This window comes from Leptospira yasudae (assembly GCF_003545925.1).
Lineage (GTDB): Bacteria > Spirochaetota > Leptospiria > Leptospirales > Leptospiraceae > Leptospira > Leptospira yasudae.
Genome location: NZ_QHCU01000010.1, coordinates 22,953 through 47,312, shown reverse-complemented (window position 1 = coordinate 47,312; position 24,360 = coordinate 22,953). Strand labels below are relative to the sequence as shown.

The following is a 24,360-nucleotide window of genomic DNA, read 5'->3' as shown; positions in this document are numbered from 1 at the left end:
GGAAGACCAATGAGTTCAGCTTTAAATTTTTTTCTAAAAGGAATCGTTAAGGAATTCTTTTTTCCAAAACGATTCAGAGAAGCGTTTTTGCGTATCGAAAGAACAATCACCTACAAATACATTTATCATTATTCGGCTCTTTACAAAAATAGAATCAGGCTCATTCTAATTTTTGTTTCGTATCATCTTCAAATGCTTGCTCTTGCGTTCGCTACATGGAAGCTAAATTTCAGTTTTAGCGCGAAAGCTCCCGGTCAAATTATGGTTCTACACTACGACCCCCGAACCAATAAGAATCCCGAAGGTCTTGCAAGTAAGATGGCCCGTTACGTTGCAATTCCGTTCAAAACACTTTACAAATTTGAACCGATTATTCTCATCCTTCCAAACGATGAGATTTTACAAACCGGATCGATCCAAGGTATGTTAAGATCCCTAAACCGCGATCAGCTAAAAACTTTCTGGGAAGAATACTGTAAGTTCAGAGAAAAACAAAATTCAATAGAAATCGTAGGTTCATAAAACCCTTTGACCCTTCTTCAAAAAGAAGATATTACGTTCGAACTCGCAGAATCCATCCTCGACAAGATTCATCTTTCTATGACCAAACAAAACCCACTCTGGCAAGAGTGGGCAATGGACGAAGAGGGAGAGCCTTGGATGGAAGCGCAACTAAACGAGCTTTCCAGAAAAGCACTGCTCGCTGTTTTTAAGTCTTCTAATAAGGAGATTTCAAAAGAGGGATGTGTCTCTTTGTCCAAGGAATTCAAAACGCTGGGAGCCGAATTCCTGAGTGAGTTTTTAAAAGCGAAGGCTCTTTTTTGGGAAGAGGAAGGAGAAGAAGAGGAATTAAAAATACAGACAGAAAAGTCTGTCTGTATTGGGTTCGTTTCGAACGTTTTGAAATCAAATCCATCACCCGCACAGTTAAAAGCGGGGAATTACAAAAAGAATCATGTTCGAATCCAAGGATTCGATATTGCGATCGAGAACAAAAAAGGAACCTATCGTTCGGGTGAAGACAGAGACGGCAAGAAGTGGAAAATAAAGATTCGAAACGATTACGGGTATCTTAAAAGAACTTCCGGTGCCGACGGGGATCATGTTGACGTTTTCCTTGGTCCTGACACCGAATCCGAAATCGTATTCGTTATCAATCAAAAAAACAAAGACCATTCCTTTGATGAACACAAAGTTATGTTCGGTTTTCACGATCAAAAAGCCGCAAAACAAGCGTATCTTTCCAATTACGAAAAAGGTTGGAAGGGTTTTGGAAGTATTATTTCCTTAACAATAGATCAGTTTAAAGAGTGGCTTAAAACCGGTTCCACAAAGAAGGAATTAAAAAATCCAAAGATCGAATTTCTCAAATCAAAACTTTCTCTTCTAAAAAAACAGAATTCAGAACAGTCGGATTTTTTAGAAGATACTCCACTCTTCGAAGTTCGCAAAACAGCGATCTTTAATAACAAAATTCAAGATCCGAATCAAAGATTATCAAAAGAACAAAACCCGTATGAAATTTTAAATTCCTCGCTTACCCTTATCAAAGATTCGATCCCGCGTTTAGAAAAAATTCTGAAAGCGCAAATTGGTGTAGGAAGACCGCCGGCACCACTGAACTCGCCTTCGGTTTGGAGTGACGGGAAAACTCGAATTAAAACGGAAAAAGGTTGGAGACTTCGACCGAGCGGTCGCGAAAGAAAGGAGCGAAAACCGGAAACTGAAAAGAATGAAAAAAAAGAAGAAACTCCGAAAACAGGAAATCCAGTTCCGACAAAACTCCCTTTTAACAAACTTCGAGTCATAAAACAATACACAGCAAAAGAGAATTACGATCGAGATCAAATCGATTCACTGAAAGCCCTTATAAAACAAAACGGATATGATCCTCAGTATCCGATGGCGGTGGATCTAAAAGAAAACCAGTGGACTGTCGTCGCAGGACACCACCGCTACGAAGCAATCAAAGAACTCGTAGAAGAAGGAAAGCTTCCGAATAGTTTTGAGATTCACGTAGTTCCGAAATCTTTTCAATCCACGAACGAAAGACTCGTCGCTCAAGTTAGCGAAAATCACAGGCGATCAGTGAATCCAACCGACGAATCAAACGCATATTTCGAAATGGTAGAGAACGGATGGGATTCGAAAACGATCGCGGAAAAGTTAGGAAAAAAAGTCGGAGAAATCGAAAAGCGTCTAGCTTTAAAAAATCTTAGCCCGGATCTATTTGCTCTCATTTCAAAAAAGGATAAATCGTTACCTCTCGGTGTTGCCGAGGTGATCGGAATGTTTGGAAAAGACAAAAACGAGAAACCAAACCATACGATTCAGATTAGAGCGTTTAAATGGTATGTTGAGAACAAAGCAAAGTATCCGGGAAAAGGTCCGGCAGTAGTTCAAAACTATATCAAAGAACTCCAAAGCGGGGAATTCGATAATTTTGATTTTGATTCGGTAGCGACAAACATTCAAAAAGAAGCTCTGCGGTCCGTCGGTTCAATGGAGAAGGCCGCGACGAATAGAAAAATGCTGGATACAATGCTTGACGGAATCCAAAAAACATATAACCGAATTTTAGGGGATAATGTAAACGCACTTTCCCAAGAATTTTCAAAGGAGCTTGCGGCTTCGATCGCCATAGCCGCAGACAAAGGTGTCGGTTCTGCTTCCGTAATCGGAAGACTTGGGGCGATTATTCAGGATCTTAATATAATCAAGGATTCGATACAATCAAAACTGAAAGAAATCGAAGACGATTCAAGTATAGGAATGCTTTTTTCGAAATCATACATGTTCGAAATGGAAGAAGCGATTACAAAATTGAACGAACTAAAACAGGAATATTCAAACCCGATAGCCACATAGAATTTTAGAATGCGGAATGCAAAACAAACCATTCCGACATCACCCCGATGTTTTACGAATCCGTGCGCTTCTTACCGAGGGACTTTACTTTCAAGCTCTCACTCAAAAAGCATTTGATGATCTTTTTATCGCGATCGATTTTACGTTTGTAGAAAGAGACGCGCTCAAACTTGAAAGAGATGTTCTTTTAGAGTTTTTAAAAAAGCGCGATCTTTTAGGGGATTACGAAAGGGAACTTCAACACCCCGAACTTGGAGATTTGGAATAGAAAAGAAAAACAAAAGAGATTCCAAAGATTCCGAAAATCCAGGATACGTAGTGTCCGTTTTTCTCCCTTCCTTCATAGGTCAGGGAGAAGACTGGGAACGCCGTTACGGAAAGCCAAGGTGAGAAGTGGTTTCGTAATATGAGATTCCAGCCGGAACGGTTTATAAGAACCTTTGATGAAAGTCTCGGAAACGTGAGTGAAAAGAGAAGGGATTTCAGTTTCTTTTTTAGCTTCATAGGTTTTATTTCTTAAACTCTTCCGCTAATTTTTTTGCTTCGCTAAGGCTTAGAAAAATCTTTTCACTTACCATTTCTAAAAGGGAACTTACATCTTGATTGGTATAGAATGCGGTAAGTGCTTTTTGGGAAAGGCTGTGAAAGATATGTTCCTCACTATTTTCTTTAAATTCTTCATGCAGTTCTTTTGCTTTTTGAAGAAGGGCGCGGACAATCTTAGTCGCAACGCTATCTTTTAGTTTTAAGTTCGTTTCGATATTCGAAAACTGTTCGATTTGATTGAATATCAGTTCTTGATTCATAGTTTTTCCTCCACTACAACAACTCATATTAGGATTCTCTTTTCCATCGCCCTATCGGACAAGCCTCGGATTTTAGTTTTGTTTTGAGGCGAACAAAGCAGTAACAAACGCTGCATTGTTCTGAGAAAATTCGTTTTACGACGAATGGACAGGAGAGACAAACCTCAAGTCTGGATTCAGAAAAAGTTAAGGACTCTTCTTTCATGGATTAAGACCAGAATCTTCCGGGGATAGAATAGGTTGTGACGAGAGTCCATTGAAGAAATTCATATTTATAGACTCGGTATCTCGTATACCAATTCGGAATATGGCACGTATTGCAGTTGTTTATACAACAAGTCGTCGTGCAACACGGAACGAATACGGTGCCACCGGTCCAACAAAGCCCGACATTTATGGATCTTGAATAACCGCCCGGACACGGTAAGCAGTCAAACCACGGCCCTTTTTGAAAACATTCGTTTTGACCTCCACACTGTCCGCAGTCAGTAACGGGAACACCGTAATCAAGATGCGCGTCGACGACATGCCAAAAGTCCCCGATTGAATAGGAACCTTGAGGAAACACGTCGTAACGATTCGAACCGTAATTCCCCACCCAATGACCACCCGCTCCGGGAACCGGAGACGAAGGACCGCTCGGTGGGGTTATGCGAAAGGGTGCCAGCTACCCCCGTTGTCTATACTCCAAAAGGAAAGGTTTCCTTGTGTTCGTACCCTCCAGTTCGCGGAATTAAATCCGGGTGAGGGAGTCGTTCTTATAAATTCCTTTTCTTCGATGAAATCAAAAAGCCAGTTTATCGCAGACGCAAGCGAATCGTTATCTTCAATCCCAGGATTCAATTCCACATCGATTCCGATCAGTGCAGGATCATAGACAGGAAGTGTACGAACCAGATTTGTAATCGGTCCGGTAGGTGAACTTTTTTCATACGACAGGAGTGAAAATCTTCCGGGAGTAGAAGAGGGAAGGGGAGTCGTCGGACTCCACTGTTCAAAAAGATTTGTTTGAAACGTTTTTCGCGTCGGTCTTACCTGCGGTTGAAATCTTTCCGATTCAATATTCCAAACCTGAACCGCGGAGTTATCGGAAAGAAGAGAATCAAGTGAGAATTCGTAAATCCCGCAAAGCGCACCCAAGGAGGGTGTAAGCGTTATAGAAGGAAAAAGATGAACTGCATCGGGTCGAATTACAAGTCCGGGTCCGACAAGAATTGTATGATTTTCGGGTGAACTTACCTCGAATCCGATCGCGGTATCCGTTGTTCTTCCTATCGTTGCAAGTATTGAAGTAAGAATCGCGGGGATACTAGAGTTTTGCGGTTCCGCGCCGGAGAGACGGTTAAGATCTGTGGAAGAAAGTTTTTGAAATTGATTGTGATAATAAATTTTAACTTCGTTGTTTGTTAAAGGAATTTGAACCTCAGACATTGGTTTCTCCCGCGAACACCGCAGTTCCAGCGGCGAGAATCCTTGTCGCTTCTGTAAGTTGAAGATTTGTTAAACGACTCATATCATCTACGACGATATAACTTGCGCCGCGATCGGGGGTTATAATTCCTGAAACGGCTTTTGTTCCCGGACCGGGAATGTTAAGTCCTAGATCACTCGCGGAAATGTCGGTTGCAAATCCTAGCTCGTCACACCGAAGAACTACAAAATCGGGTGCAGGAAAGACCTCGCCGAGTTTTGGAATTGTAGGTTCATTAGAGAGAACATATCCGATAATGTATCCGACAAACTCCTCGTCTGACATTCCAACAGGTCTTTCGATTCCTAAAAACTCTGCCCAAAGTTTTAAAAAATATCCTTCCGCGTTAGAAAGCTCCGCCGAACGCGCGGCTAAGGCTTGGTATCTCAAATGCCACTCAACCGAATTAAAAAGCGCACCCTTGTTAATGTCGTTTATATTCGTAACCGGACTAAGCTCCGGTCTCTCCTCATTTCCGAAGAGTTCTCGAAACACAGGATCGGTTGCGTTTATCTGCGGAATCAATTCTAAGAGTTTGTTAAAAGACATTTAGGTTGGCTCCACTCGTTCAAGCGTTCCAGAGATGGAACCGCCGGAGGTTCCACCTGTGCGCGGTAGATACGTCGATGGAACCACGACATCAGAGTTTAGCGGGACTGGATTTGGAACAGGATCACTTGCAAGTTTTCCGTAGAATTCTTCGATAATGACCCGATAAAAGTCAGGGTGCGCTTTAAGGATAGTTCCCTCGACTTGTTTTAAAAGAACATCGTAACCAACAGGAAGCGTATTCAGGTAAACGGTGATTTGATTTTGCGCGATATTTAACGCGTCTTCATCTTTTAGCTGAGATTCTTTTTGGATTTGAAGCTTGAACTTTACCGTGATACCAAAGACCGGAATTCGGAAAACGGCAACTTGGGTACCTGCGGCGGAAAATCCGGGATAATTCTCTGGATCTTTTAGGTCTCCTTCGATCGTTTTTTGAACCAAATCCAAAAGACTTTGTGGAGGGTTTGAGGTTCCGTCGCTTACATACAAATTGATCCAACCGATTTCGAACGCACCCGAATATGGATTGCAGTTTGTTGTTAGTTGAACCCCTGCTATTCCGGGGATCGATGTGGCCGCAGTATAGATTCCAAGCTTTGTCGAACGACCTAATGAAATGATAAAGTTTCTGAATCTTTTTAACCTGTTTTCTTCGGATTCAAGATTTGTTCCACCAGCGAAGTCTGCCGGATTCCATATTCGAATGTTTGGCGGAAGTTCGATATTTACCGAACCAAGTCCTTCCAGTGTATTGATCGAAAGCCTACGGATATTGTAATCGACTCCTGGCTTTTTTGCCCGGATTTCAATCTCGCTAAAGGTTTGTCCAACCGGTATAGTAACGGATGCGATCGATTCATACTCAAGACCGAAAAGGTCGAGTTTGAAAACGGGAATTGTGATCGGTTCGGTATGACCTAAATGTTCGATACGAACGAGTCCAACGGATACAAGTCCGGGGAGTCTTTTAAAACCGAAGGCGTTGTATACGCCTTCTTTGATCGCGTAGTAAAAACCGTTAAGGGTTCGTAGATCCCCTTCTGCGAGGACTGTTGCGATCGCGGCAATCCATGTTGAGATTCTTGAACCTGGATTAAAATTTGAAAGACGTGAACCGGAAGCAAGAAGCGAGTTCTGTATCGCGGTAACATATTCTAAGAAAATTTTTGGAACATACGGAGCGGCCACAAAGAAGATCCGTATTCGAAAATTTGAAATCGGAAAACTCCGATTAAAAAGCCTCCCCTACTCTCTCTTTCGTGCTTTCCAGTGTCGTCAGTGGAGTAACGTCGGGATTTAATTCAGTTACGGGAGGAGCGTTTAGCGGGTCTCTTGCGCCGACTTATGAGCCTCAAAATGTTTTCTCGTTTGCTTTCTATGAAAAGAAATCAAACGGAACGTATTCTATTTTTCAAAATGAATCAGAATACTTTTTTGTAAACGGCCCTCTTAGCTACACTGAAAATTTTAAAAACAGAACTTCAGTCGAGAAAACCTTTGGAAGTTGTATCGTTGTCGATTACGGACAAGATAACAACGATATAAAACTCGAAGGGGAGTTTCACATCTATCATTTGGGTCTTCCTTCAAAACCTAAAATTTCCATACCAGGAGACTCAGGGAGTGGATTTGTTCAGTCCGCATTTTCCGCCGGGAAGTCGATCGTAAAAAACAAAGTTGGGAGTTACTACGACAAGATTCGAAGCAGTTACTTGAGTCTTGGGGGAGGGGAGTTTCGTTCCGGGCTTCAAGAGTTTCAAGACTTTATGTATTTTCTTCACTACGCAAGGAGTCTTGACGCGGTTGAGTATTCTTCAAACGATCCACAAGCACAAAAGATCACAAAACTATTTTCAGAGAATCGACTCACATGGAAAACGCATGCGTTTGTTTTTCGGGATTACGATCGAAATCGTACTGTCGAGGTTGTGATTCCGCAGAATGGATTTACGATTTCCCGGTCAGTCAGCGACACAAACACTTACAAGTATTCGCTAAACCTTGTCGTCGTAAAGGAACTGAATTCTAAAATCGCGAGCCAGCTTGTAAGGAGTAACTTCAACGCGTTTCGAACCATTTCCGGTCTTATGAACGAGCTCGAGAATCTTGTAAATGTACCCTTACAACTTTCCGGTGCATTACTTGGTGCCGCTCGCGGAGTACAAGTTTTTACAAGTTCCGCAAAAAGACTTCTTTCTTCTTGGGACCGGATGAAAGATCAGTTTACCGCGCAAGGAAAGCTCGCTCGCGTTACGTTTGAGTCCGCAAAATCCGATTTGGGAATATCTAAAAAAAGAAGAGGATTTCACGCAGAGGAATTATCAGACAAAATCGACGAAGCTTACAAAAAGTCGAGAGCGAACGAAGCTGAATTTAGACAAAACATTGACCAAACTCGACACAACTGCTCTGCGCTTTTTGCGCTGATAGGTCAGTTCGTGATCCCAGTGGATAACTCGGGATCGTATGAAGCCATGAGCCTACAACCCGGTGCGGATTTTACTGTATGGGTCGACAACGACGTTTACAGGTTCGCCTTATCCGCCGATGAGATACTACTTGAAACCCTTGCCGCGCTTAACGTAGCAAGTATTGACAACGAATTTTCCATACTTCATACTTCGGCAAATGATACTTGGGAGAATATCGCAGAAACAAAGCTCGGAGACGCAAGCCTTGGACAAGCCCTTGCATCTTTTAACGGTAAAAGAGATACAACCCTCGATCGACTTGCAATCAAGATCCCGTATGGAACAAGAACGAATATTTTCACAAGTCTTCCCGAGAATCCTTCTCCGAAAGATTTAGAGGTCGCACTCATCGGTTGCGATATAAAGCTCACGCCGAACAGAGGAATTGAAGTGTCTCCGACCGGCGATCTTGCACTTGTCGAGGGAGACGATGCACTATTTAACGAAACGTTAGATCACATTGACATTATTCAAGGATCAATTCCCGGTTCTCCTGAAATTGGAAATCCGATTCCTCCGGGAGAATTGCCCGACGAAATTCAAAGAAAAAAATATATCCCTCAATTCCTAAGACTGATTAAATCCAATCCACGTATTCTTGATGCGAAGTTCTTCGGAACTGTTCAAGACGCAGACACCCTTCACTTTCTATTTTATATCGAATCGTTGAGCGGAGGGAGCGCGATAATTTCCGTATGAGGTCTGGATTTTCAAACGACGCATTTGACTTTCAAGAACGACCTCAGTCCCCGGACTCAAGGTTTGCCTCCGCGCTACTTGCGACAGTTACCGAGGTTCTACCGCGGTTTCGCGTAAACGTGATAACAACCTTTGGAGAACCGTTTAAAAAGGTTCGAACCATCGGACCTTTTTTAAAACAAAATGGGAATGCACACGGACGAGCGTTTGGAATCAAAAAAGACCAGTTAGTCCTTTTGGAGTTTATCGCAGGTTCCTACCGCGCACCTGTAATCACACAAGTTTTTCCATTCGCTACAAAGGATTCTGATCTTTCCAATCTTCAAAGTTTTTGGTCTAAGTTTAGTTTTATCGATCCTGAAAAAGACATTATCGACTTTCACGAATCCGGTTACTGCATACGAAAAACCACACACAAAATCGAAATCTATAACGAAAATCAAGTTCTTGTATTCTCACTCGACTTCGAAAACAAAAAAGCAAAACTCAAAGTCGAAACTCTGGAAATTGAGGGTGAGACTACATTCAAAGGAAACACAAAATTCGAAGGGGATTTAACGATAGAAGGAGATACGGACCAGACCGGAAAAATCACGGTTAGCGAGGATGTAATCATCGACGGAATTCCTGCCAAAAACCACGGACATACGTATTCACCGGGTCCGTCACCACCTACAAAAACCGGACCGCCGATTTAGAAAAATAAGAAATAGTTTTGGAATGCCGTCTGCCGGTGATACGAAACAAAAAGAATTCAAATCGGTTCGTAACTCTTTCTTTTTACCCCCAAAGGGCTTCGCGCTAGAGATCCGTCTTCCTGGAAAAGATTCGAAACATTTCTTTCCGGTTGAATATGTTACGAGTATTAAGTCTCACCGCTCTATCTCCGCCGGAAAAGGTGGAATCTTTCTAACAATTCCCTATCAAGAAAAATACTTCGTTCAAACAAGCGGAGATACCGCGCTTCCGTTAGACCAAATTGAAGAAGGAGAGGAGATTCCATTTCGAGAGGTCTTTTCGATCAGGAGTATCGTTTTTCTTTACATCGATGTAGGGGAGGGGAAAGAAAAAAATCCAGTATTTCGAAAGCTCAATGTCGGGAAGGTGAAAAACGCTGCGCGAGAGTATTCGGCGGACGGAAAAAGTTTTGTAAACGTTACGATTTCACCGATCGAGACAATTCTTTCCGATACCGACTTTTTTATCGACTATCAAAAACAAGACGGCGAACCGGCGGCGCGTTCCGAAGATTCGTACGCCGGTGTTATCACGAAGGCCGCGCAGGTTTTTTTACAAGGCCAGCTTTCCGATTTGATACGGAACTTTTGGGACGAGTTCTTTTGTAAACTTATGAACGTTTCTCGGTACGCCGACAAAAACGTCCTTTCACCGACAACTTCCCAAAACACAGATGCGATACTTTCGATCCTACTACCGAAGAAGGCGTATACGGAGTTTTTTGCGTACGAATCGCAAGTCCTATCCTCCTTTACGATCGGTTCCTATGTAAATTTTTGGGAGATCCTTCGTTCGTATGTATCCGAACCGCTTTATGAATTGTTTGTCGATCCGTTAGAAACTTTCGACCTCGACGGTGTTTATGGAAAAGGTGTTTCCTTTGGCGAGGTCGGTTCTTCGGTCGTCGAAGAATACGAGGTAGGGAATACGGAAGCAAAAGTTATTTTTAGACCGACTCCGTTTTATATGTTTGGACCTGATGGAAGGTTCAGAGACTTAGAGAGTTTCGGAATCGATGCGTATTATCTTTTTGACCTGGACGATCTAAAAAATTACAGAATTGAGGACTCCGAAGAATCCGTAGTCGTCGGTGTTCACGTTATCCAAAACACATTTCAAAGTTTTGGAACCATTCTTTCCGAACCAAAGTATGATGACAAATTGCGCGCAGTCTTTGGGCCTAAACTTTTACATGTTAAAGTCGCTGGACTTGTTTTTAAAGAAGAGAACCTAACGGCTTCGAAAAAGGAAAACTACAAAGGTGAACTTTCGAGAATCCGGGATACTCTCTTTCAAATATTTTGCAACCGCGATGAATTAAAAGTTTCGTCAGGCACCTTTGAGACCGGTTTTGTTCCTCTGAGACCCGGCATGCCTTTTAAAATTTTTATCGATCCGTCAAAGACCTATCCAATTCCAATCGAAGACGTTTCCGAATTCGGATATATCACGGATGTAATCGACGATTTTATTCCCGGTCAAGCGAAGGCGTCTACGAATCTTAATTTCAAATGGAGTCCATCGAAAAGTGTTCACCGGGAAAAGTCTTAATTACATTTCTATGATTTCGGTTATTTCAAACTGCTCTGCCTTTTTATCACCTTTGTCAGGTCCGATTCCGATATACCATGCCCTTAAATTTATTTCTTGGAAGGGTGAATGGAAACCGTTTGTCGTTATCATAAAATGGATCGGGTAGGAAACTTTAAGGTCATACAGTTCTGACCTTTGAAGCGTTATTGAGAGCGATTCCGTTAATACTTTGCATTTTATCGGTTGTCCATTGTCCGCTTGGATTATCGCATCATTTGTTTCTTCACTCACTTCAAAATCTCCTTAACTAAAAAAATCGCATCACTGTAGATGAATTCTCATTTCTTTGTCAAGAAACTATAAATTGACTTTCCAGGAATTATTGACTTAACCAAAAAAAGCTCTGTACCTCCGATTATTCGATCCGCACTAAACTTTTTCAAAATGACTGAAATTCGAGAAGTTGTGCGCGATACTCTCCTGATTCTTAAAGGAAAAAAATATTACAACTTTGATATATCCACACACAAAGACTTATCTATTTGGAGAAAATTTCCAAACCTCAAACACCCTTGGAGACAAATCAAAGCCCCGCCAAAGCCCCCGTTTCACCGAGTAAAAAATGAGAATCAAAAACATACCGCGACTCATAACCCGCAAACTAACGAACATGTTTTGCAGGGGAAAGAGAACGGTGATTTCCGTTTAGAATCAGAACAGGTAAAATCGAAAAAAGAATCCGATCCGCGCCAACCGTCTCTTTTTACAAACCTTCCTCATCTAAAAAACCAATCGAAAGCAATTTTCAGACCAGTATATACTCCGGGGAAAATCCAAGATTTAGGATCCCTAATTACCGAGGTCAAAAACGCACTTCTCGATGCGGGGTTAGAATCTAGGGCAAAAGAATACTTGGATCTTGCTTACAAAGGAGAGAATGATCTAAATAAAATCCTCAATCTTTCATATCGATATATTCGAGTCACTTCCGAAAACGTAAATAAAATCTTACGGTCCTTAGTTTCCGAAAAAGTTAAAGATACGAAACGATCGCGTTCGGAAGCGATGCTTGGGAATGACAACGCATCGGGCGAACATGATGTTAAGGCGAGCGGACCGAAAACTCTTCAAAGTAACTTTTTACAAGATATTGTAAAAGAACTGAGTAACGAGGGTCTCTCTCTATCGGATAAAAATTACATTGAACGAGTGAAAACCTCCCTCGAAAGAAAACAGATACCTCTTGCGATTAAATCGAAGATAAACGAAGAGGTCTCGCGGCTTGAAATAAAAGAATCATCCATCGTCTTAAAAATATTAAGAACCTATGTAAGCGATTCTCTTCTTACATATAACGAAAAAAACAATCCTAAACCGATCGATGACGACTCACCCATAAAAAGATCAGTAATCTCTTCTAAATTTAGACTTCTCGCCGACAACATGGAAGAGGCAATTCAGCACAGAGAAAACCCTCCGATTTCTAAACAAAACCCGACGCGACGAAGGGCGGGAATCGCTTCCGCAATGAGAGACGACGCCGTAAAGATGAGAAACATTCAAGCTGCCCTCTATGGTCTCGCAAACGAGGTCGAAGACGCAAGACTTCCAGAGTATCTTAAAAGTATCAAAAGTAAAAAAGATATTGAGGGTATTTTATCGGCTTCAAAGTATCTGGACAGATATAGACAAATACCTGATTCGAATGAATTGAAAGCCTTAGATGAAAAAGTTTCTGTGAGTTTTCGTAAATTTTATAGGAATTCTTTTTTATCCGAATCATCGAATGATATAAAAATAGGATCAAAAGGCAGAGTATATAATCATAGTTTAGACTGGGCTTTGAAAAATAGACTCCTTTCGAAATCAGATTATGAAACAATTCTTAAATTCACTCTAAGAGATAGAAATTCGAATCATGAAACAATCCATATAAACAATCTTGAAAAAATAGAAGAGTTAAAACGGATCTTTGATTTAAAAGAAAATCTCGAAGAAAATCTGTATGTGAAACCCGCCGACAAAAAATCAAAGAATACGGTTCAAATTGGAGAAGTTAAATACGAAATCTTTATTAAGGGAAAACCAGATGTAAATCAATACAACACAGAAACATTAAGTATGCTCCGCCTCGGTCTTGATACGTATAAAAAGATCGAGGATGCGGGAAAACATTTACGCGGTCTTATTGAAAAGAATCAAGGTAGAGGACCGGATCCAAAATTACGGGAAATCCAAAAATTAGAAGAAAATCTCATTGGTGCCAAGATCCCAGGTTTCTTCCCGACCCCAAAACCGTTAGCACAAAGACTTGTAAATGAAGCTCAAATTACTCTCGGCATGGATGTACTGGAGCCCTCCGCAGGGAAAGGAGATCTTTCCGAAGAAATATTAAGCTCAACGGGTATCAAGCCCGATACGATCGAGTATTTCGGTTCCTTACGAGAAATTCTCCAAAAAAAAGAATTCAACTTAGTTGGTAGCGACTTCTTAGAGTTTAAAGACAAACTTTACGATCGAATTATAATGAATCCTCCGTTTGAAAAGGGTCAAGATATGGCTCACATTCAACACGCGTATTCGTTGTTGAAACCGGGCGGACGACTCGTAAGTATCATGTCCGAAGGTCCATTTTACCGAGAGGATTCGAAATCAAAAAATTTTAGAAGTTGGTTAGATGAGATCGGCGGCGAAGCGGAACAACTTCCTTCGGGATCATTTCAAGGTAACGACTCTTTTAGACAAACAGGGGTTAGTACAAGAATCGTAGTCATTGATAAACCTAAAGAGACATCTGCAAATAAAGAAAGTAATTTCGAAACCAAGGTTACGAATCTTCCTTTGGAAACTTCCGCTCTTTCCGAAGCGATGCGCGGTAACAAAAATGCAGAGGGTAAACACGACACACATGGAAATGAATGGATTGAACAAAACCAAGCCGCTCAAGTCTCAAACGATACCGATAGAGAGGAAATTAAAAAAGAGGAATCGGACGTAAATATCGACATTGAACATAATGTAGTTCAAAGCATACTTGATGTTAAAGAAAAAAACAAAGAATTCAAAGATTTTAATGATCGGGTGCCGGGATCTCGAAAAGAGATGGCCGCGATCGCAAAATTACTCAAGAATGCAGATTTAGAAAAACTGGATTCTGCAACAGCCGAAAGAGTCGTAAAAAAAGATCGAGTTCTTCCGCAGTTTGATTATACGGAGTACAAAAATAAAGGAGAGAATGGTGGTTTAGTTTTTCTCAAATCGAAGCTTTATGAAGCGATCGCTTCGAAACCTGCGGATTCTGATTATGCACGAAAGGAGTATGTTCAAAACTTAAAAGAAATCCTCGATCCGATCTTGAATGCGAAAACAATTTCCGAAATTACTGATTACGCGAATTCCTTTTCGAGAAGAACACTCCGAGATTTTATGAGTAAAATTCGCTCTGAGATTTCAGAATTCCAATCTGAATGTTCAAATTCGGACCAAACAAAAGATTCTATAAATGCAATTGCCGAAAAATACAAAAAGATCATCGGAAATACGGTTCCTGGTACAGAAACGATCATTGAAAAGTTAGTAAGCGGTGAAATAAATCAAACCTACGAAATAGATCGAGAACTTTATTCGTTATTGAACAAATATTATTATGTGAATGATTCTAAGCCTGGTCTACGACTCATTCCTTCGGTTATGGGGGATCGATTTGCAAACCTCTTATTCACAAAAACAGATCCCGCGATAATGGTTTGGAGGGATGCTTTAAGATACAATCCACTCAGCGAAGAAACAGCCTCCAAAAAATACAAAGATTATGTTGAGAAATTAGAATTAAACTCTGAACTTCAAAGAAATTCGTTTTTAAAAATGTATCCAAATGCAAAAGAATTACAAAGGAAAAATCCGCAGTTTAGCGAAGAGTATGCGAAAAAAATCTTCCTCGAAAGAACGAAAGAGAAAGATATTCCCACAAGAGAAGAATGGTCAAAATATCCCCTTAATAATGTTCGAGATTCAGATTGGTCTTGGGCTGAGAAAAAGAAGTCTACAAAACAATTAAATCCAAATCAAAAAAATCTTAAACGTTTACCATTAGGAGTGATATTAAGAAAAAACGGGCGAGCAATACAATCGAGTGAAATTTCTTCAAAAGCACTTTCCGAAGATTGGGGCTTTAGGTCCGTCCAGTTTGGAAATTACATGGATGATAAGTCATCCAAAGACCATATAACGCGATTTGTTGCTTCCATGAAGGATTTAGAAGACGCGTTAGAGATTGATTTAAAAAAAGTAAATATTCAAGGACGACTGAATATGGCTTTCGGTGCGCGGGGTAAACCGGGACAATCCGCGAGTTACAGTTCCAATTTTAGAATCATCAATGTAACGAAAACAAATGGGGACGGGTCAGTGGCGCACGAATTCGGACATTTCTTTGACCATTTCTGCACCGGAAAAGATTCTAAACGGGATCGAAGTCACTTTATTTCTATGAATCCCAAAGGTGAATTTGTAAAACCAATTCGAGAATTGATTTCTGCGATCTATAAAAATCCTGATGGCACAAATACGAAATTCTATAATAACGCGCTCGCAACGAGGAGCAAAGATCTCACTGAAAGAGTGGAGTTTTTCGCGCGCGGTTTTGAAGCATTTGTCGAGGACAAACTCGCAGAGAAAGGAATGCAAAATACTTATCTGGTTGCGCCGAATAGGGTAACGGAAGATATGCACCCGCTTCTAGCGTATCAAAATGAGATGAAATACCCTCAAGGAGAAGAAAGAAAACGAATAGTCAAAGCGTTCGACGAATTCATAAAGGTCTTTAAATCAGAATTTCAACTTGAAAAGCCGTTTGATAAAGCTGCACCGCGAATTTCCAGCCAAGAAGAAAATTATAAAACAATCAGCGATATTGTGAAAGAAAGTAAAAAAGAAAACCCGATTTCATTCTATAAGGAAGAAACTTGAAGATATGAATAATTATGAAATCTTCGAAGGAATTTTTCTTTATACACTTTTTTCAAGTCTACTCTTCTGGTTTGCTATCGGTTTTTTCTCTCGATTGATTTATGACACTGTACGATTTTTTCGATCGATGTTTTTTAATTCTGATCGATGTGAAAATCGTAACCAAGTTTCTAAAACCTAAATGCCGAGTTTCCTCGGTCCATATACGTTCGATGACTTCCTTGAGGATTCTTTATTGAAAAATTTATTCGTCGCCGAATCAGAGATCGATTTTTCAAGCCCTCTCGGGAGTTACAACCTGGGGGACGTCCTCGCGATCAATTCTTTAATCTCACATTTATTCGTAAAAGTCGTGATTCCGTTTGATGGGAATCCGACCCTTACGATCGGGGATTCGATAACCGTGGATAAGTGGTTTGATGCGAGCGGTTTGGATTTATCCGAATCCGGAATATATTCGGGAATCGTTTTGGAGAAAATTCAATCGACAACTCAGGCGAAAGTTTATTGGAATCCGAAAATTTGTTCGAAAGGGAAAGTAAAAATATTCTTTTATTCGAGCGCAGTCTAAGAAAATAGATCCCTTTTAAATATTTGAAAAATTACAACGTTCAACTGTTTTATAATGTACTCGCGCAATGGATTTGAAAGAGAAAAAAATTCACAAGATATTTTATATGGGTCTTCCTATGCGCGGATGGATTGGAGACGACGGGATTTGGGTTCTCGACGGTTTTTTTGCTAAATATTTGGAATATCTGAAAGTTTCGCAGGAAGGCTGGATGATAATCATATATGAATGCAGTTATTTCCGCGTCCTTTTTCGATTTTTAAGAGGCGATTATGTTGTTAAAAAAGAAGTAGAAAAGGCTGTGGAATCCGAGAACAAGTTTCTATTTTTGTTTAATTTTGATTTTCAACTTCAAACCGAACTTATCAGTATTTTATTTTTGATTCACACATTTCTGAACTAACCAGTTCACCGATTCCATAATATAGAATAGGCGTAGTCTCCATGAATGAGACTACGTTTTTACATCCATTTCAGATTTTAAAAGCCAGTCCTGAAGACAGGACCGGTGCGATCAAAATCTTAGTCAGAGCTTCTTCCGAACGCGAAGATAAACAAGGCGAGGTTATTCTTAAATCTGCGTATGCAGATAAAGAAATGCGAAGCGAATTCACTTCGCAAGGATATTTCGACTACAACCATCTTACAGACCTAATCGATAAAGAGATTCGTGACCTTAAATCCGAAGGTAAACTTACAGGAACGACCCTTGTCTCTCTTCAAGACGCGAAGACAAAAGCAATCATCGGCGCACCGGAACAGATCGGAACGAAAGACGATTTTCCTACCAGTCTTGGAATCAAAAACGACGGACTCTATATCCAAGGACGTCTTTTTCCCGGTAACAGTTTTGCCGAAGAAATCAAAAAAGGGTTACAAGCTGGATTCAACGGCTGGGGAGCATCGGTCAGCGGATACGCAAAACCGCAAGACTATCAAGGAAAAACGATACGCAAGATCCAACTTAAAAAATGTGCCTTAGCTCCGCTTCAAGAGGTTATCAATCCAGATACAAGCGTTCAGCTTATTAAAGGAGCCGTATTTCTTAGAGACATTGAAAAGTCGGAATTAGGTGTCGCTTCTTTACCCAGTACATCTTCTATCCAAGAAAACATTGAAATCGATAGGCTTTCTCGCATTGAACGAAAGCTTGCATTCCTTACAAAACTTTTTCAATCGGACCCGGTCGCGCAAGACCGCTTCGTCGATTTAATTTTCACCGATATTGACGACCGCATAGTAAATCAGGGGATGGAGTGTCGCTCATCCTTGATTCGTTCCATTTTATCTTTGGAATACAGCATTGAAGGAGAAGACTTAGAAAATCTCACCGACGCTCTTTTTCTAAAATTAAACGGAGAAAGAATATGCTAGTCGATGCGATTGATAGGCTTCGTTCGCGCCTAACTTCGAAACCAATACGGAAGTCCGAAAATCCGGGTTCACCGGATCTTCAGTCCTTAGCTTCCAAAGTCACTACCCTTCTCGATTCGGGAAGTGTTCTTCCAGAAACGGACAAAGTAAAAGAGTGGGCGGTCGCTCAAGGAGTCTCCGATTCCGACGCTGGATCTTTTGCTGAGGATGTAATCAGCGCGTATTTCGACGATTCCGAGGATGAGGATTCGGAGGTGAATAAATCCGAATTAGGATCGGAGGTTGAAAGAGAAAACGAAGATGAGGAGGAAGGCGAGGGCGAGAAAAAAAAGAATAAAGAAAAGGAAAAGAAGAAAGAGGAAGCAGAAAAAGAGAAAGAAATCGAAAAAGCAAAACTCGCTTTCTTTCAAGAGTTTAAAAGTACTTTAGAGATTCTTAAATCCGGTCAAGAGACACTTGCGGCCGCAATCGAACTTTTACTCGATCGCGCGGAAGAAACCGAAGAACTATCAGCAACGGTTCAAAAGCTTAAATCCGAAATTGGATCAATTTCCGAAAAACCGAATTCAGAAAAAAATCCCGTTACCAGATCACAAAATGGAAAAAACGGCGTTATAGCTGGCGTGATCGCCGGTCCTGACCGCGAAAGAGTTAGTAATCATATCATTAAAGGCGTTGAACTTGGGAAATGCCAACTCGAAGACGTAGCGTACTTCGAGTCTACATGGAGACTGTCAGATCGCGCTCAAGCATTTCTTAACGAGTATAAGGAAGTGCTAAAATAGTGGGACCACACACATTTGAACAACTTGTAGAAATTAAAAAAGCTTTTGAAGCAAACACCGCACAAAACGGAGCCTCACCTTTCATCGACTTCAATTCGTCGGGTGCGGTTCTCTCGATGCAATCGCTTGACAAGGTGTTTGTCGCAACCGTTTCCACGGACAAAGACTTTAAGTTTTTGAAAGAAACTCCTCGCCGAAATATCAATCAGGTCATCGCTGAATACAACAGAAACAAATCGCATGGCGGCGGTTGGTACAACTCTTCGTATATTGGTCAGTCAGACGAACCAACCTACAGAGACGCAGTATTCGAACGTCTTTACAACGAAGTGAACTATATCGCTGAGGGTTTTAGTTATAACAAAGTTGTAGATACGGTTAATAACTCGCAAGATCCAGAACTCGCACAATCAAACGCTGCACTCAAGCGGGGAATGGAATCCCAAATGAGACGGATTTGGTTTGGGAAAAAGGATCTAAACAAACTCGAACAAGACGGTTTCGAAACTCAAATCAAAGCGTTAGGAAGTGATTTCTATACCGATTGTCGCGGATCTCTTCCGGCGGTCGATCAGATGAAGTTTTATTCTTCGCAAATCCGAACCAGACACTTCGGACTTACGAATTACGCGAAGATGCACCCGGCGACCAAGGCTCTGTATGACCAGACTTATGATCGTTCCGGCAATGGAATTGTTATCCAAAATAACAATCAGTCTCCTGGTTCAACAACAATGTCTAACGTTGTCAGCGGAGTTGCGGATTCTAACGCAAAAGATGGCGTAATCGTTTTTGACGACGATATTTGGATGGATCGTCACGAGTGGGGAGTTCCACTTCGAAGAGATCAAAACGGACATTGGGTAGAAGGACCGACCTCCGATACACATTCTCCGGCGATGCCTTCCTTTACCGTTTCCACTTTGAATTCCGTACCGGGATCTTTGTTTACGGGTTCGTATGTCGGGGACTACAAATACCGTGTTTGTGCCGGTGATCTAAAGAACTGGTCTAAGGCTTCCTCCGCTCAAACCATTTCGGTTCCACTAAACGGTGCCTCCGAACTCACGATTACTCCGGGAACGGGTGGTGTACCTGAGACACGTTACGCGATCTTTAGAGAAACAGGACCAAATTCGAATCTTATCCGCTATATGCGGGAGGTGAGAAAAAACACCGCCGGACCTACGACGATCGTTCAAGATCTTAACGAAGATTTGCCTGGAACAACCATTATGGTCATGGGAGATTTTAACAGTAAATCTTCTTCGGATGATACAAGAACTCTGATTCTTTCCGAACTTCTCGGATATACAAAAACGCTATTTCCTTACGGAGCCGGGGGAGTGGTTCGTTCAAGACTTGGAATCGTTGAGAACTATAGCGTTCTACAGATTTTAGCGGAAGAAAAATTCAGAGTCTTTACGAACGTTCCGGTTCGAATCTAAACTAAATTTCAAATTCTTATAAAGGTTAAGGGGTGAGGAATCGCCCCTTTTTTTATGAACTTCGAACAGCTTTATAATAAAGGGAAATTCCCGGATACCGAAAGAGTCCTTCACCAAATCGCAACGGCGGCCAGAGATTCCTTAATCGCAAGCACACTTTCCGCAAAACCGAGTTGGTGGGGACGGATGGCGATGTCGAACAAAGCCGGAGGCGGGGGAGGGATCTTACTTAGAAAGATTCCGGGTGGGTTTCAAGTATATCATCCGAACAAAGGAAAATACAATTATCTTGCGGTTCTTGAGAAGGGGAGGGGACGTTACGACATGAGACCGGCACTCCTCGGAGGAAGCCGCGCGCGTCAGGGAGAGAATGGACCGTATGTGATTGTACCGATTAAGAAAAACGAAAATGGTACACCTGTAAGTCCGAAACACAATTCAATCAATTCTGCGATTATAAAGATAGGAACCTTTAAGGAAGAGAACGCACACGGTCAAATGGTGACAAGGAACAAGTATAAATACCGCGTAGATCCTGGAATGAGCGGTAAGGGAAATGCGTTTGTCGCGGAACAAAAATACAAAAACGGCAATGTGAAACGTTCCTATTTAAAGTTTGTTGTCGTGAATGAAAAAAGTAGAAACTTTTTTCAACCGGCGATTCCCGCTCAAAAAATATTCGCAGGTGTAAGAGAGGACGTGAGCAAAGCGTTAAAATCCAAAATTCTAAAACAAGCTGTCGCATCGGATACGAAAAGTCTGATCCTCGAACTTTTAAAAAAAAGAAAAAAACCGATTTGAATATTTGAGTGTTATCTTCACTTTTTAAATGGACCAAAGTCTTAGAGAAGAAAGCATTCGCCGCGAGGACGGAAGAGACAAAGGATCGATTCTTATAACGTATCCCGCTCCCCCGGAGGATGCGGTCGTGAATTTTTTTCGCGAATGTCTTCCTTTGACCGGGATTTCAAAAAGAAATCTGGATGTTCCGGTTGTTCATGGTCATCCGCTCTATCAAGAAGGTATCTCCGTAACGGGTCCGAATTCAAAATTTCCAAAAATCGGAATCGAATGCGCTTCCGAGCGTCATACTCAATTTTTAGGACTAAACGATCTTCACTTTCAAAACTCAGAACAGTTTTTGAGATATTTAGAAGAGATTTCGCAGTTACCCGAAAGTCAAAGACTTGCTACAAAAGCTTTTATCGATGAATTTTCCAGAAACAAAAATTTCCAACAGATTCAGTTAAGCGTTGAGTCCGATGTCTATATAACCGGATTTTCTACAGGAAACGCAGGAAGAAACACAAACAAATTTTTGTATGACGCATCACTCGCCGTAACTCTACTTCTTGCAAATGATCTTCCAATTCTTTTTCCGGGACTAACCGTCTTCCTACCCGAGGACACAGAACCAAACTTAACTACTACAGATTTTTCAGAACCTTTCTGGGGATTTGAAATCAAAGTAAAACTTGTTCAAACAAAATCGATTTTTCGAATAAAACCGTCTTGGTTATTTCCCGATACGAAGTCGTTCGATGTATTCCTAAAGAAAAGCCGAACTCGTTTTGAAGGCTTTGATTTAGGTGATACGAAACATTGAAAGACGAAGAACTTCAGTTTCAAAAATTAAAAGCGGATCCAAAAAATAATTCTAAACCGACGGTAATTCAAACCGCAAACGAGTTTCTTTTACAAAAAGAAAAGGAACTCGGGAAAGCAATTACTCCCCGCTTCCGGGAGAGATTCAAATCGGAACTAAAAGCAATCGCTAACAGACCTTTTGAAGAGGTCTGGAGGGGGTTGTTTGGGAACAAGAGACGTTGAATTTCTTGGTAGAGGATTTATTCAACCGGGCGCAAGAGGCGCATTTCGTACAAAATCACAAAGCGCGGGAATTTCTCCCGATCTTAATACTCTCGTTTTAATCGGACCGGCTGACAACGGTTTCGATGTAAACGATTCAAGTCTAGAAACTTCTAAACGAATTCTTGAATTTAGCGGAGCCGACGAAGCGCGCTCGGTTCTCTACTCCGGAGATTTGGCAGATGCGGTTATTGCCGCTTTTTCGCCCTCCAAAGATTCTAGATTTTCTTCGGGTCCGCAAACGATTAAGGCGATCAATATTTCGCCTAACGTTCGCGCGTCATTCACCGCAAACACCACACTCGCGGGGACTACTGCCGTAGTACAAGGGATCATTCCGGGTCCGAGAGGAAATCAAATTCGATTTCGTATTACGAGCGGTGGAACGATTCTACAGGTCGGGGACGCGGTAGGAATTCAGACCTCGACTCCTCTTGAGGCAAACGAACTTAGAATTCGTTACACAGGAGATGCTGGAAACGCTGCACTTTCCTTTGATGGGAACGAGTTAAGAATTACTCTTTCGGGTTCCGCTCCAACTGACGGATCTAGCGATTTAGTCGTTCCTGTTAAAGACTACGAAACTTTACAAGAAGTTGTAGGTTTTGTTTCGAGTAGAACCGGATACGAAATCACTCTTCTTTCATCGCCGGACAAGAAGACTCAAACACTCGATCACCTTCTAGTTTCAGAGAACGTAGATGTAAAATCATCTCCTTTTGTTCTAAAGTCACTTCTTTACGGACAGGAACAATTCTTTTTAGGTAACGGTCTTGCCGAGATTCAATCCGGTCCTGTAAGAAAACCTCTCGCGGATATGGCCGCTTTTGCCTATCTTTCGGGCGGAAATACAGGAGTCGTAACACCGCAAGCCTATCTCGACGCGATAGATACCGTTTTCGATACCGAGCTATGTAAAGGCTTTTACATCAACGTCTGTACATCACTTCCAAGCGTTGTATTGTATCTTGCAGACAAACTTGCAAACGCGAACTCACCCGAGGGAGCGGATGAAAGGTTCGGAGGTGCTGGTCTTGACCTAACACGATCCATCGATCAAAGAATCGATGATATAAAAGGGACTAACTCAGAATATTTAGTATTAGGATTTTCACCCGTTACGCGTTACGCATCCGATCGCATAAATCTTAAAACGTATCCGGGTTGGATGACTGCGGTTCTTCACAACGCAATCAAAGCTAGCGCGAACGTCCGCGAAACAGTCACATACAAAGACTTAAACCTTGTCGATGCCCCGGAGAAGCTAACAAAAACGCATATAAAAAAAGTTTTGCGCGCCGGTGGACTTGTGATTACTCGAAAACCGAACGGTGGTCCTTACAAAATTGAATTCGCTGTCACCTCGTATCAAAATCAAAACTTAATCAAGAATCAAGCCTCGACGATCTGCACGGCACTCGCTCTTGTAAAAGATTTCAGAGAGTGGCTTGATTCCACTTTTATCGGTGAGGTTCCAACAGACCCTTCCGCTCTTGGCTCGAACCTTACCGACGCAGATATACGTACCGCGGTCATCCAGCGTTTTCGAAACGTATACGTTGGTCAATACGGCTGGCTTACAAGAAACATTTACACGGGTGAACCCGCCTTTCGAGAAGACTTCGATATTCGGCGCGACGGCGATGTTATCTACTTCGTCTTCCCTGATGGCACGATCGTAACTCCGATCAATTATATGTTTTTCCTAATCAACCTCGATGTCGTGCGCGGCACGAGTAACGGAGGTTGATCGTGGCAAAATCAGCTAGACCAAATCCAGCAGTTCTTACAGGAAATGACGCGGTAGTAAAAATAAATGGGCAAGCGGTGGGATTTATGAAGTCCCTCCGCGTGAATATAAACAATCACCAAGAGAGAATTCAAGCAATCGGAACGAGAAAACCCAAAGGACTTAAATCGTTAGATTGGCAGGGGACAGCATCCGGCGAGTTTCATATTCTTAAAACCGCTCTCGAAGGAGTCGTTCAAATCGATACGTATCACGATGAACACGCGGACGATCTCTACGACATTTTGGTAATCGACAAGATTTCTGGAAAGCGTGTCGGTCTTCTTACGGGTGCAGTCAATACGGAAGGATTCGGAATTTCAAATAACGAACTCTCTGGCCGCGAAATCGAATTCGAACTTGTCGATTGGGAACCAATGGAAGCGTTTAACTAACCTTTCTTTTCTCCGATTCTCGT

Annotated in this window: 21 protein-coding genes; 16 read left to right on the top strand and 5 right to left on the bottom strand. The window is 41.6% G+C overall.

Translation table 11 applies throughout. From position 1 onward, the window contains the following. Positions 1–9: 9 nt before the first annotated feature. The 3 genes from DLM76_RS20600 to DLM76_RS20590 are packed head-to-tail and all read left to right on the top strand — an operon-like array spanning position 10 to position 3,136. Positions 10–522 (top strand): hypothetical protein, encoded by a 513-nt coding sequence (locus tag DLM76_RS20600; RefSeq protein ID WP_118966428.1) that lies wholly within the window; start codon positions 10–12, stop codon positions 520–522. Between the two features lie 6 nt (positions 523–528). Next, positions 529–2,868 carry a pyrophosphatase-like OB fold-containing protein gene (locus tag DLM76_RS20595; protein WP_118966427.1) on the top strand — a complete coding sequence of 780 codons (2,340 nt, stop codon included), beginning with the start codon at positions 529–531 and terminating at the stop codon, positions 2,866–2,868. Positions 2,869–2,884: 16 nt separating this feature from the next. Further along, entirely contained in the window at positions 2,885–3,136 is a 252-nt protein-coding gene (locus DLM76_RS20590; RefSeq protein ID WP_118966426.1) for a hypothetical protein, read from the top strand. 241 nt (positions 3,137–3,377) lie between these two features. Here DLM76_RS20590 and DLM76_RS20580 read toward each other — a convergent pair whose 3' ends face one another. The 4 genes from DLM76_RS20580 to DLM76_RS20560 form a co-directional block, all read right to left on the bottom strand. Continuing rightward, on the bottom strand, positions 3,378–3,674 hold the full coding sequence (locus tag DLM76_RS20580) for a hypothetical protein (RefSeq protein WP_118966424.1): 297 nt from the start codon (positions 3,672–3,674) through the stop codon (positions 3,378–3,380). A 648-nt stretch (positions 3,675–4,322) separates the two neighbouring features. After that, on the bottom strand, positions 4,323–5,105 hold the full coding sequence (locus DLM76_RS22005) for a hypothetical protein (protein ID WP_118966422.1): 783 nt from the start codon (positions 5,103–5,105) through the stop codon (positions 4,323–4,325). Then, a complete protein-coding gene (locus DLM76_RS20565) occupies positions 5,098–5,694 on the bottom strand; it encodes a hypothetical protein (RefSeq protein ID WP_118966421.1) in 597 nt (198 codons plus the stop codon). The genes DLM76_RS22005 and DLM76_RS20565 overlap by 8 nt, the downstream gene beginning before the upstream one ends. Next, positions 5,695–6,885, bottom strand: coding sequence for a baseplate J/gp47 family protein (locus tag DLM76_RS20560; RefSeq protein WP_118966420.1), 1,191 nt, complete (start codon positions 6,883–6,885; stop codon positions 5,695–5,697). A 71-nt stretch (positions 6,886–6,956) separates the two neighbouring features. Here DLM76_RS20560 and DLM76_RS20555 point away from each other — a divergent pair, with 71 nt between their 5' ends. From DLM76_RS20555 to DLM76_RS20545, 3 genes are read left to right on the top strand one after another with little or no spacing between them, the layout of a single operon-like run. Next, complete coding sequence (locus DLM76_RS20555; RefSeq protein ID WP_118966419.1) at positions 6,957–8,867, top strand: hypothetical protein; 1,911 nt, start codon at positions 6,957–6,959, stop codon at positions 8,865–8,867. Beyond that, the gene (locus tag DLM76_RS20550) at positions 8,864–9,565 is read left to right on the top strand and encodes a bactofilin family protein (RefSeq protein ID WP_118966418.1); all 702 of its coding nucleotides are present in this window, start codon (positions 8,864–8,866) and stop codon (positions 9,563–9,565) included. The genes DLM76_RS20555 and DLM76_RS20550 overlap by 4 nt, the downstream gene beginning before the upstream one ends. 22 nt (positions 9,566–9,587) lie before the next feature. Continuing rightward, on the top strand, positions 9,588–11,156 hold the full coding sequence (locus DLM76_RS20545; protein WP_118966417.1) for a hypothetical protein: 1,569 nt from the start codon (positions 9,588–9,590) through the stop codon (positions 11,154–11,156). Here DLM76_RS20545 and DLM76_RS20540 read toward each other — a convergent pair whose 3' ends face one another. Continuing rightward, complete coding sequence (locus DLM76_RS20540) at positions 11,157–11,429, bottom strand: hypothetical protein (RefSeq protein ID WP_118966416.1); 273 nt, start codon at positions 11,427–11,429, stop codon at positions 11,157–11,159. It lies immediately after the preceding gene. Between the two features lie 153 nt (positions 11,430–11,582). Between DLM76_RS20540 and DLM76_RS20535 the strand changes: the two genes are divergently transcribed. From DLM76_RS20535 to DLM76_RS20485, 10 genes are all read left to right on the top strand, one after another. After that, complete coding sequence (locus DLM76_RS20535) at positions 11,583–16,106, top strand: LPD1 domain-containing protein (RefSeq protein ID WP_118966415.1); 4,524 nt, start codon at positions 11,583–11,585, stop codon at positions 16,104–16,106. Positions 16,107–16,341: 235 nt separating this feature from the next. Next, on the top strand, positions 16,342–16,677 hold the full coding sequence (locus DLM76_RS20530; protein WP_241548321.1) for a hypothetical protein: 336 nt from the start codon (positions 16,342–16,344) through the stop codon (positions 16,675–16,677). A 444-nt stretch (positions 16,678–17,121) separates the two neighbouring features. Next, entirely contained in the window at positions 17,122–18,051 is a 930-nt protein-coding gene (locus DLM76_RS20520) for a hypothetical protein (RefSeq protein ID WP_118966412.1), read from the top strand. Beyond that, positions 18,045–18,836, top strand: a complete 792-nt coding sequence (locus DLM76_RS20515; RefSeq protein WP_118966411.1) for a hypothetical protein — start codon at positions 18,045–18,047, stop codon at positions 18,834–18,836. Before DLM76_RS20520 ends, DLM76_RS20515 begins: the two co-directional genes overlap by 7 nt. After that, positions 18,833–20,284 (top strand): capsid protein, encoded by a 1,452-nt coding sequence (locus tag DLM76_RS20510; RefSeq protein WP_118966410.1) that lies wholly within the window; start codon positions 18,833–18,835, stop codon positions 20,282–20,284. The genes DLM76_RS20515 and DLM76_RS20510 overlap by 4 nt, the downstream gene beginning before the upstream one ends. A gap of 54 nt (positions 20,285–20,338) precedes the next feature. Continuing rightward, a complete protein-coding gene (locus tag DLM76_RS20505) occupies positions 20,339–21,085 on the top strand; it encodes a hypothetical protein (protein WP_118966409.1) in 747 nt (248 codons plus the stop codon). Positions 21,086–21,113: 28 nt separating this feature from the next. Further along, complete coding sequence (locus DLM76_RS20500) at positions 21,114–21,890, top strand: hypothetical protein (protein WP_118966408.1); 777 nt, start codon at positions 21,114–21,116, stop codon at positions 21,888–21,890. After that, positions 21,887–22,114 (top strand): hypothetical protein, encoded by a 228-nt coding sequence (locus DLM76_RS20495; RefSeq protein ID WP_118966407.1) that lies wholly within the window; start codon positions 21,887–21,889, stop codon positions 22,112–22,114. Before DLM76_RS20500 ends, DLM76_RS20495 begins: the two co-directional genes overlap by 4 nt. After that, positions 22,095–23,903 (top strand): hypothetical protein, encoded by a 1,809-nt coding sequence (locus DLM76_RS20490; protein ID WP_118966406.1) that lies wholly within the window; start codon positions 22,095–22,097, stop codon positions 23,901–23,903. The genes DLM76_RS20495 and DLM76_RS20490 overlap by 20 nt, the downstream gene beginning before the upstream one ends. A 2-nt stretch (positions 23,904–23,905) precedes the next feature. Next, the gene (locus tag DLM76_RS20485) at positions 23,906–24,337 is read left to right on the top strand and encodes a hypothetical protein (protein WP_118966455.1); all 432 of its coding nucleotides are present in this window, start codon (positions 23,906–23,908) and stop codon (positions 24,335–24,337) included. Positions 24,338–24,360: the final 23 nt, after the last annotated feature.

Excerpts from the sequence above, each read along its gene's own strand:
- DLM76_RS20590 (WP_118966426.1), top strand. The coding sequence starts at position 2,885 with ATGCAAAACAAACCATTCCGACATCACCCCGATGTTTTACGAATCCGT.
- DLM76_RS20580 (WP_118966424.1), bottom strand. The coding sequence starts at position 3,674 with ATGAATCAAGAACTGATATTCAATCAAATCGAACAGTTTTCGAATATC.
- DLM76_RS22005 (WP_118966422.1), bottom strand. The coding sequence starts at position 5,105 with ATGTCTGAGGTTCAAATTCCTTTAACAAACAACGAAGTTAAAATTTAT.
- DLM76_RS20565 (WP_118966421.1), bottom strand. The coding sequence starts at position 5,694 with ATGTCTTTTAACAAACTCTTAGAATTGATTCCGCAGATAAACGCAACC.
- DLM76_RS20505 (WP_118966409.1), top strand. The coding sequence starts at position 20,339 with ATGAACTTCGAACAGCTTTATAATAAAGGGAAATTCCCGGATACCGAA.
- DLM76_RS20600 (WP_118966428.1), top strand. The coding sequence starts at position 10 with ATGAGTTCAGCTTTAAATTTTTTTCTAAAAGGAATCGTTAAGGAATTC.
- DLM76_RS20520 (WP_118966412.1), top strand. The coding sequence starts at position 17,122 with ATGAATGAGACTACGTTTTTACATCCATTTCAGATTTTAAAAGCCAGT.
- DLM76_RS20535 (WP_118966415.1), top strand. The coding sequence starts at position 11,583 with ATGACTGAAATTCGAGAAGTTGTGCGCGATACTCTCCTGATTCTTAAA.
- DLM76_RS20500 (WP_118966408.1), top strand. The coding sequence starts at position 21,114 with ATGGACCAAAGTCTTAGAGAAGAAAGCATTCGCCGCGAGGACGGAAGA.
- DLM76_RS20550 (WP_118966418.1), top strand. The coding sequence starts at position 8,864 with ATGAGGTCTGGATTTTCAAACGACGCATTTGACTTTCAAGAACGACCT.
- DLM76_RS20545 (WP_118966417.1), top strand. The coding sequence starts at position 9,588 with ATGCCGTCTGCCGGTGATACGAAACAAAAAGAATTCAAATCGGTTCGT.
- DLM76_RS20515 (WP_118966411.1), top strand. The coding sequence starts at position 18,045 with ATGCTAGTCGATGCGATTGATAGGCTTCGTTCGCGCCTAACTTCGAAA.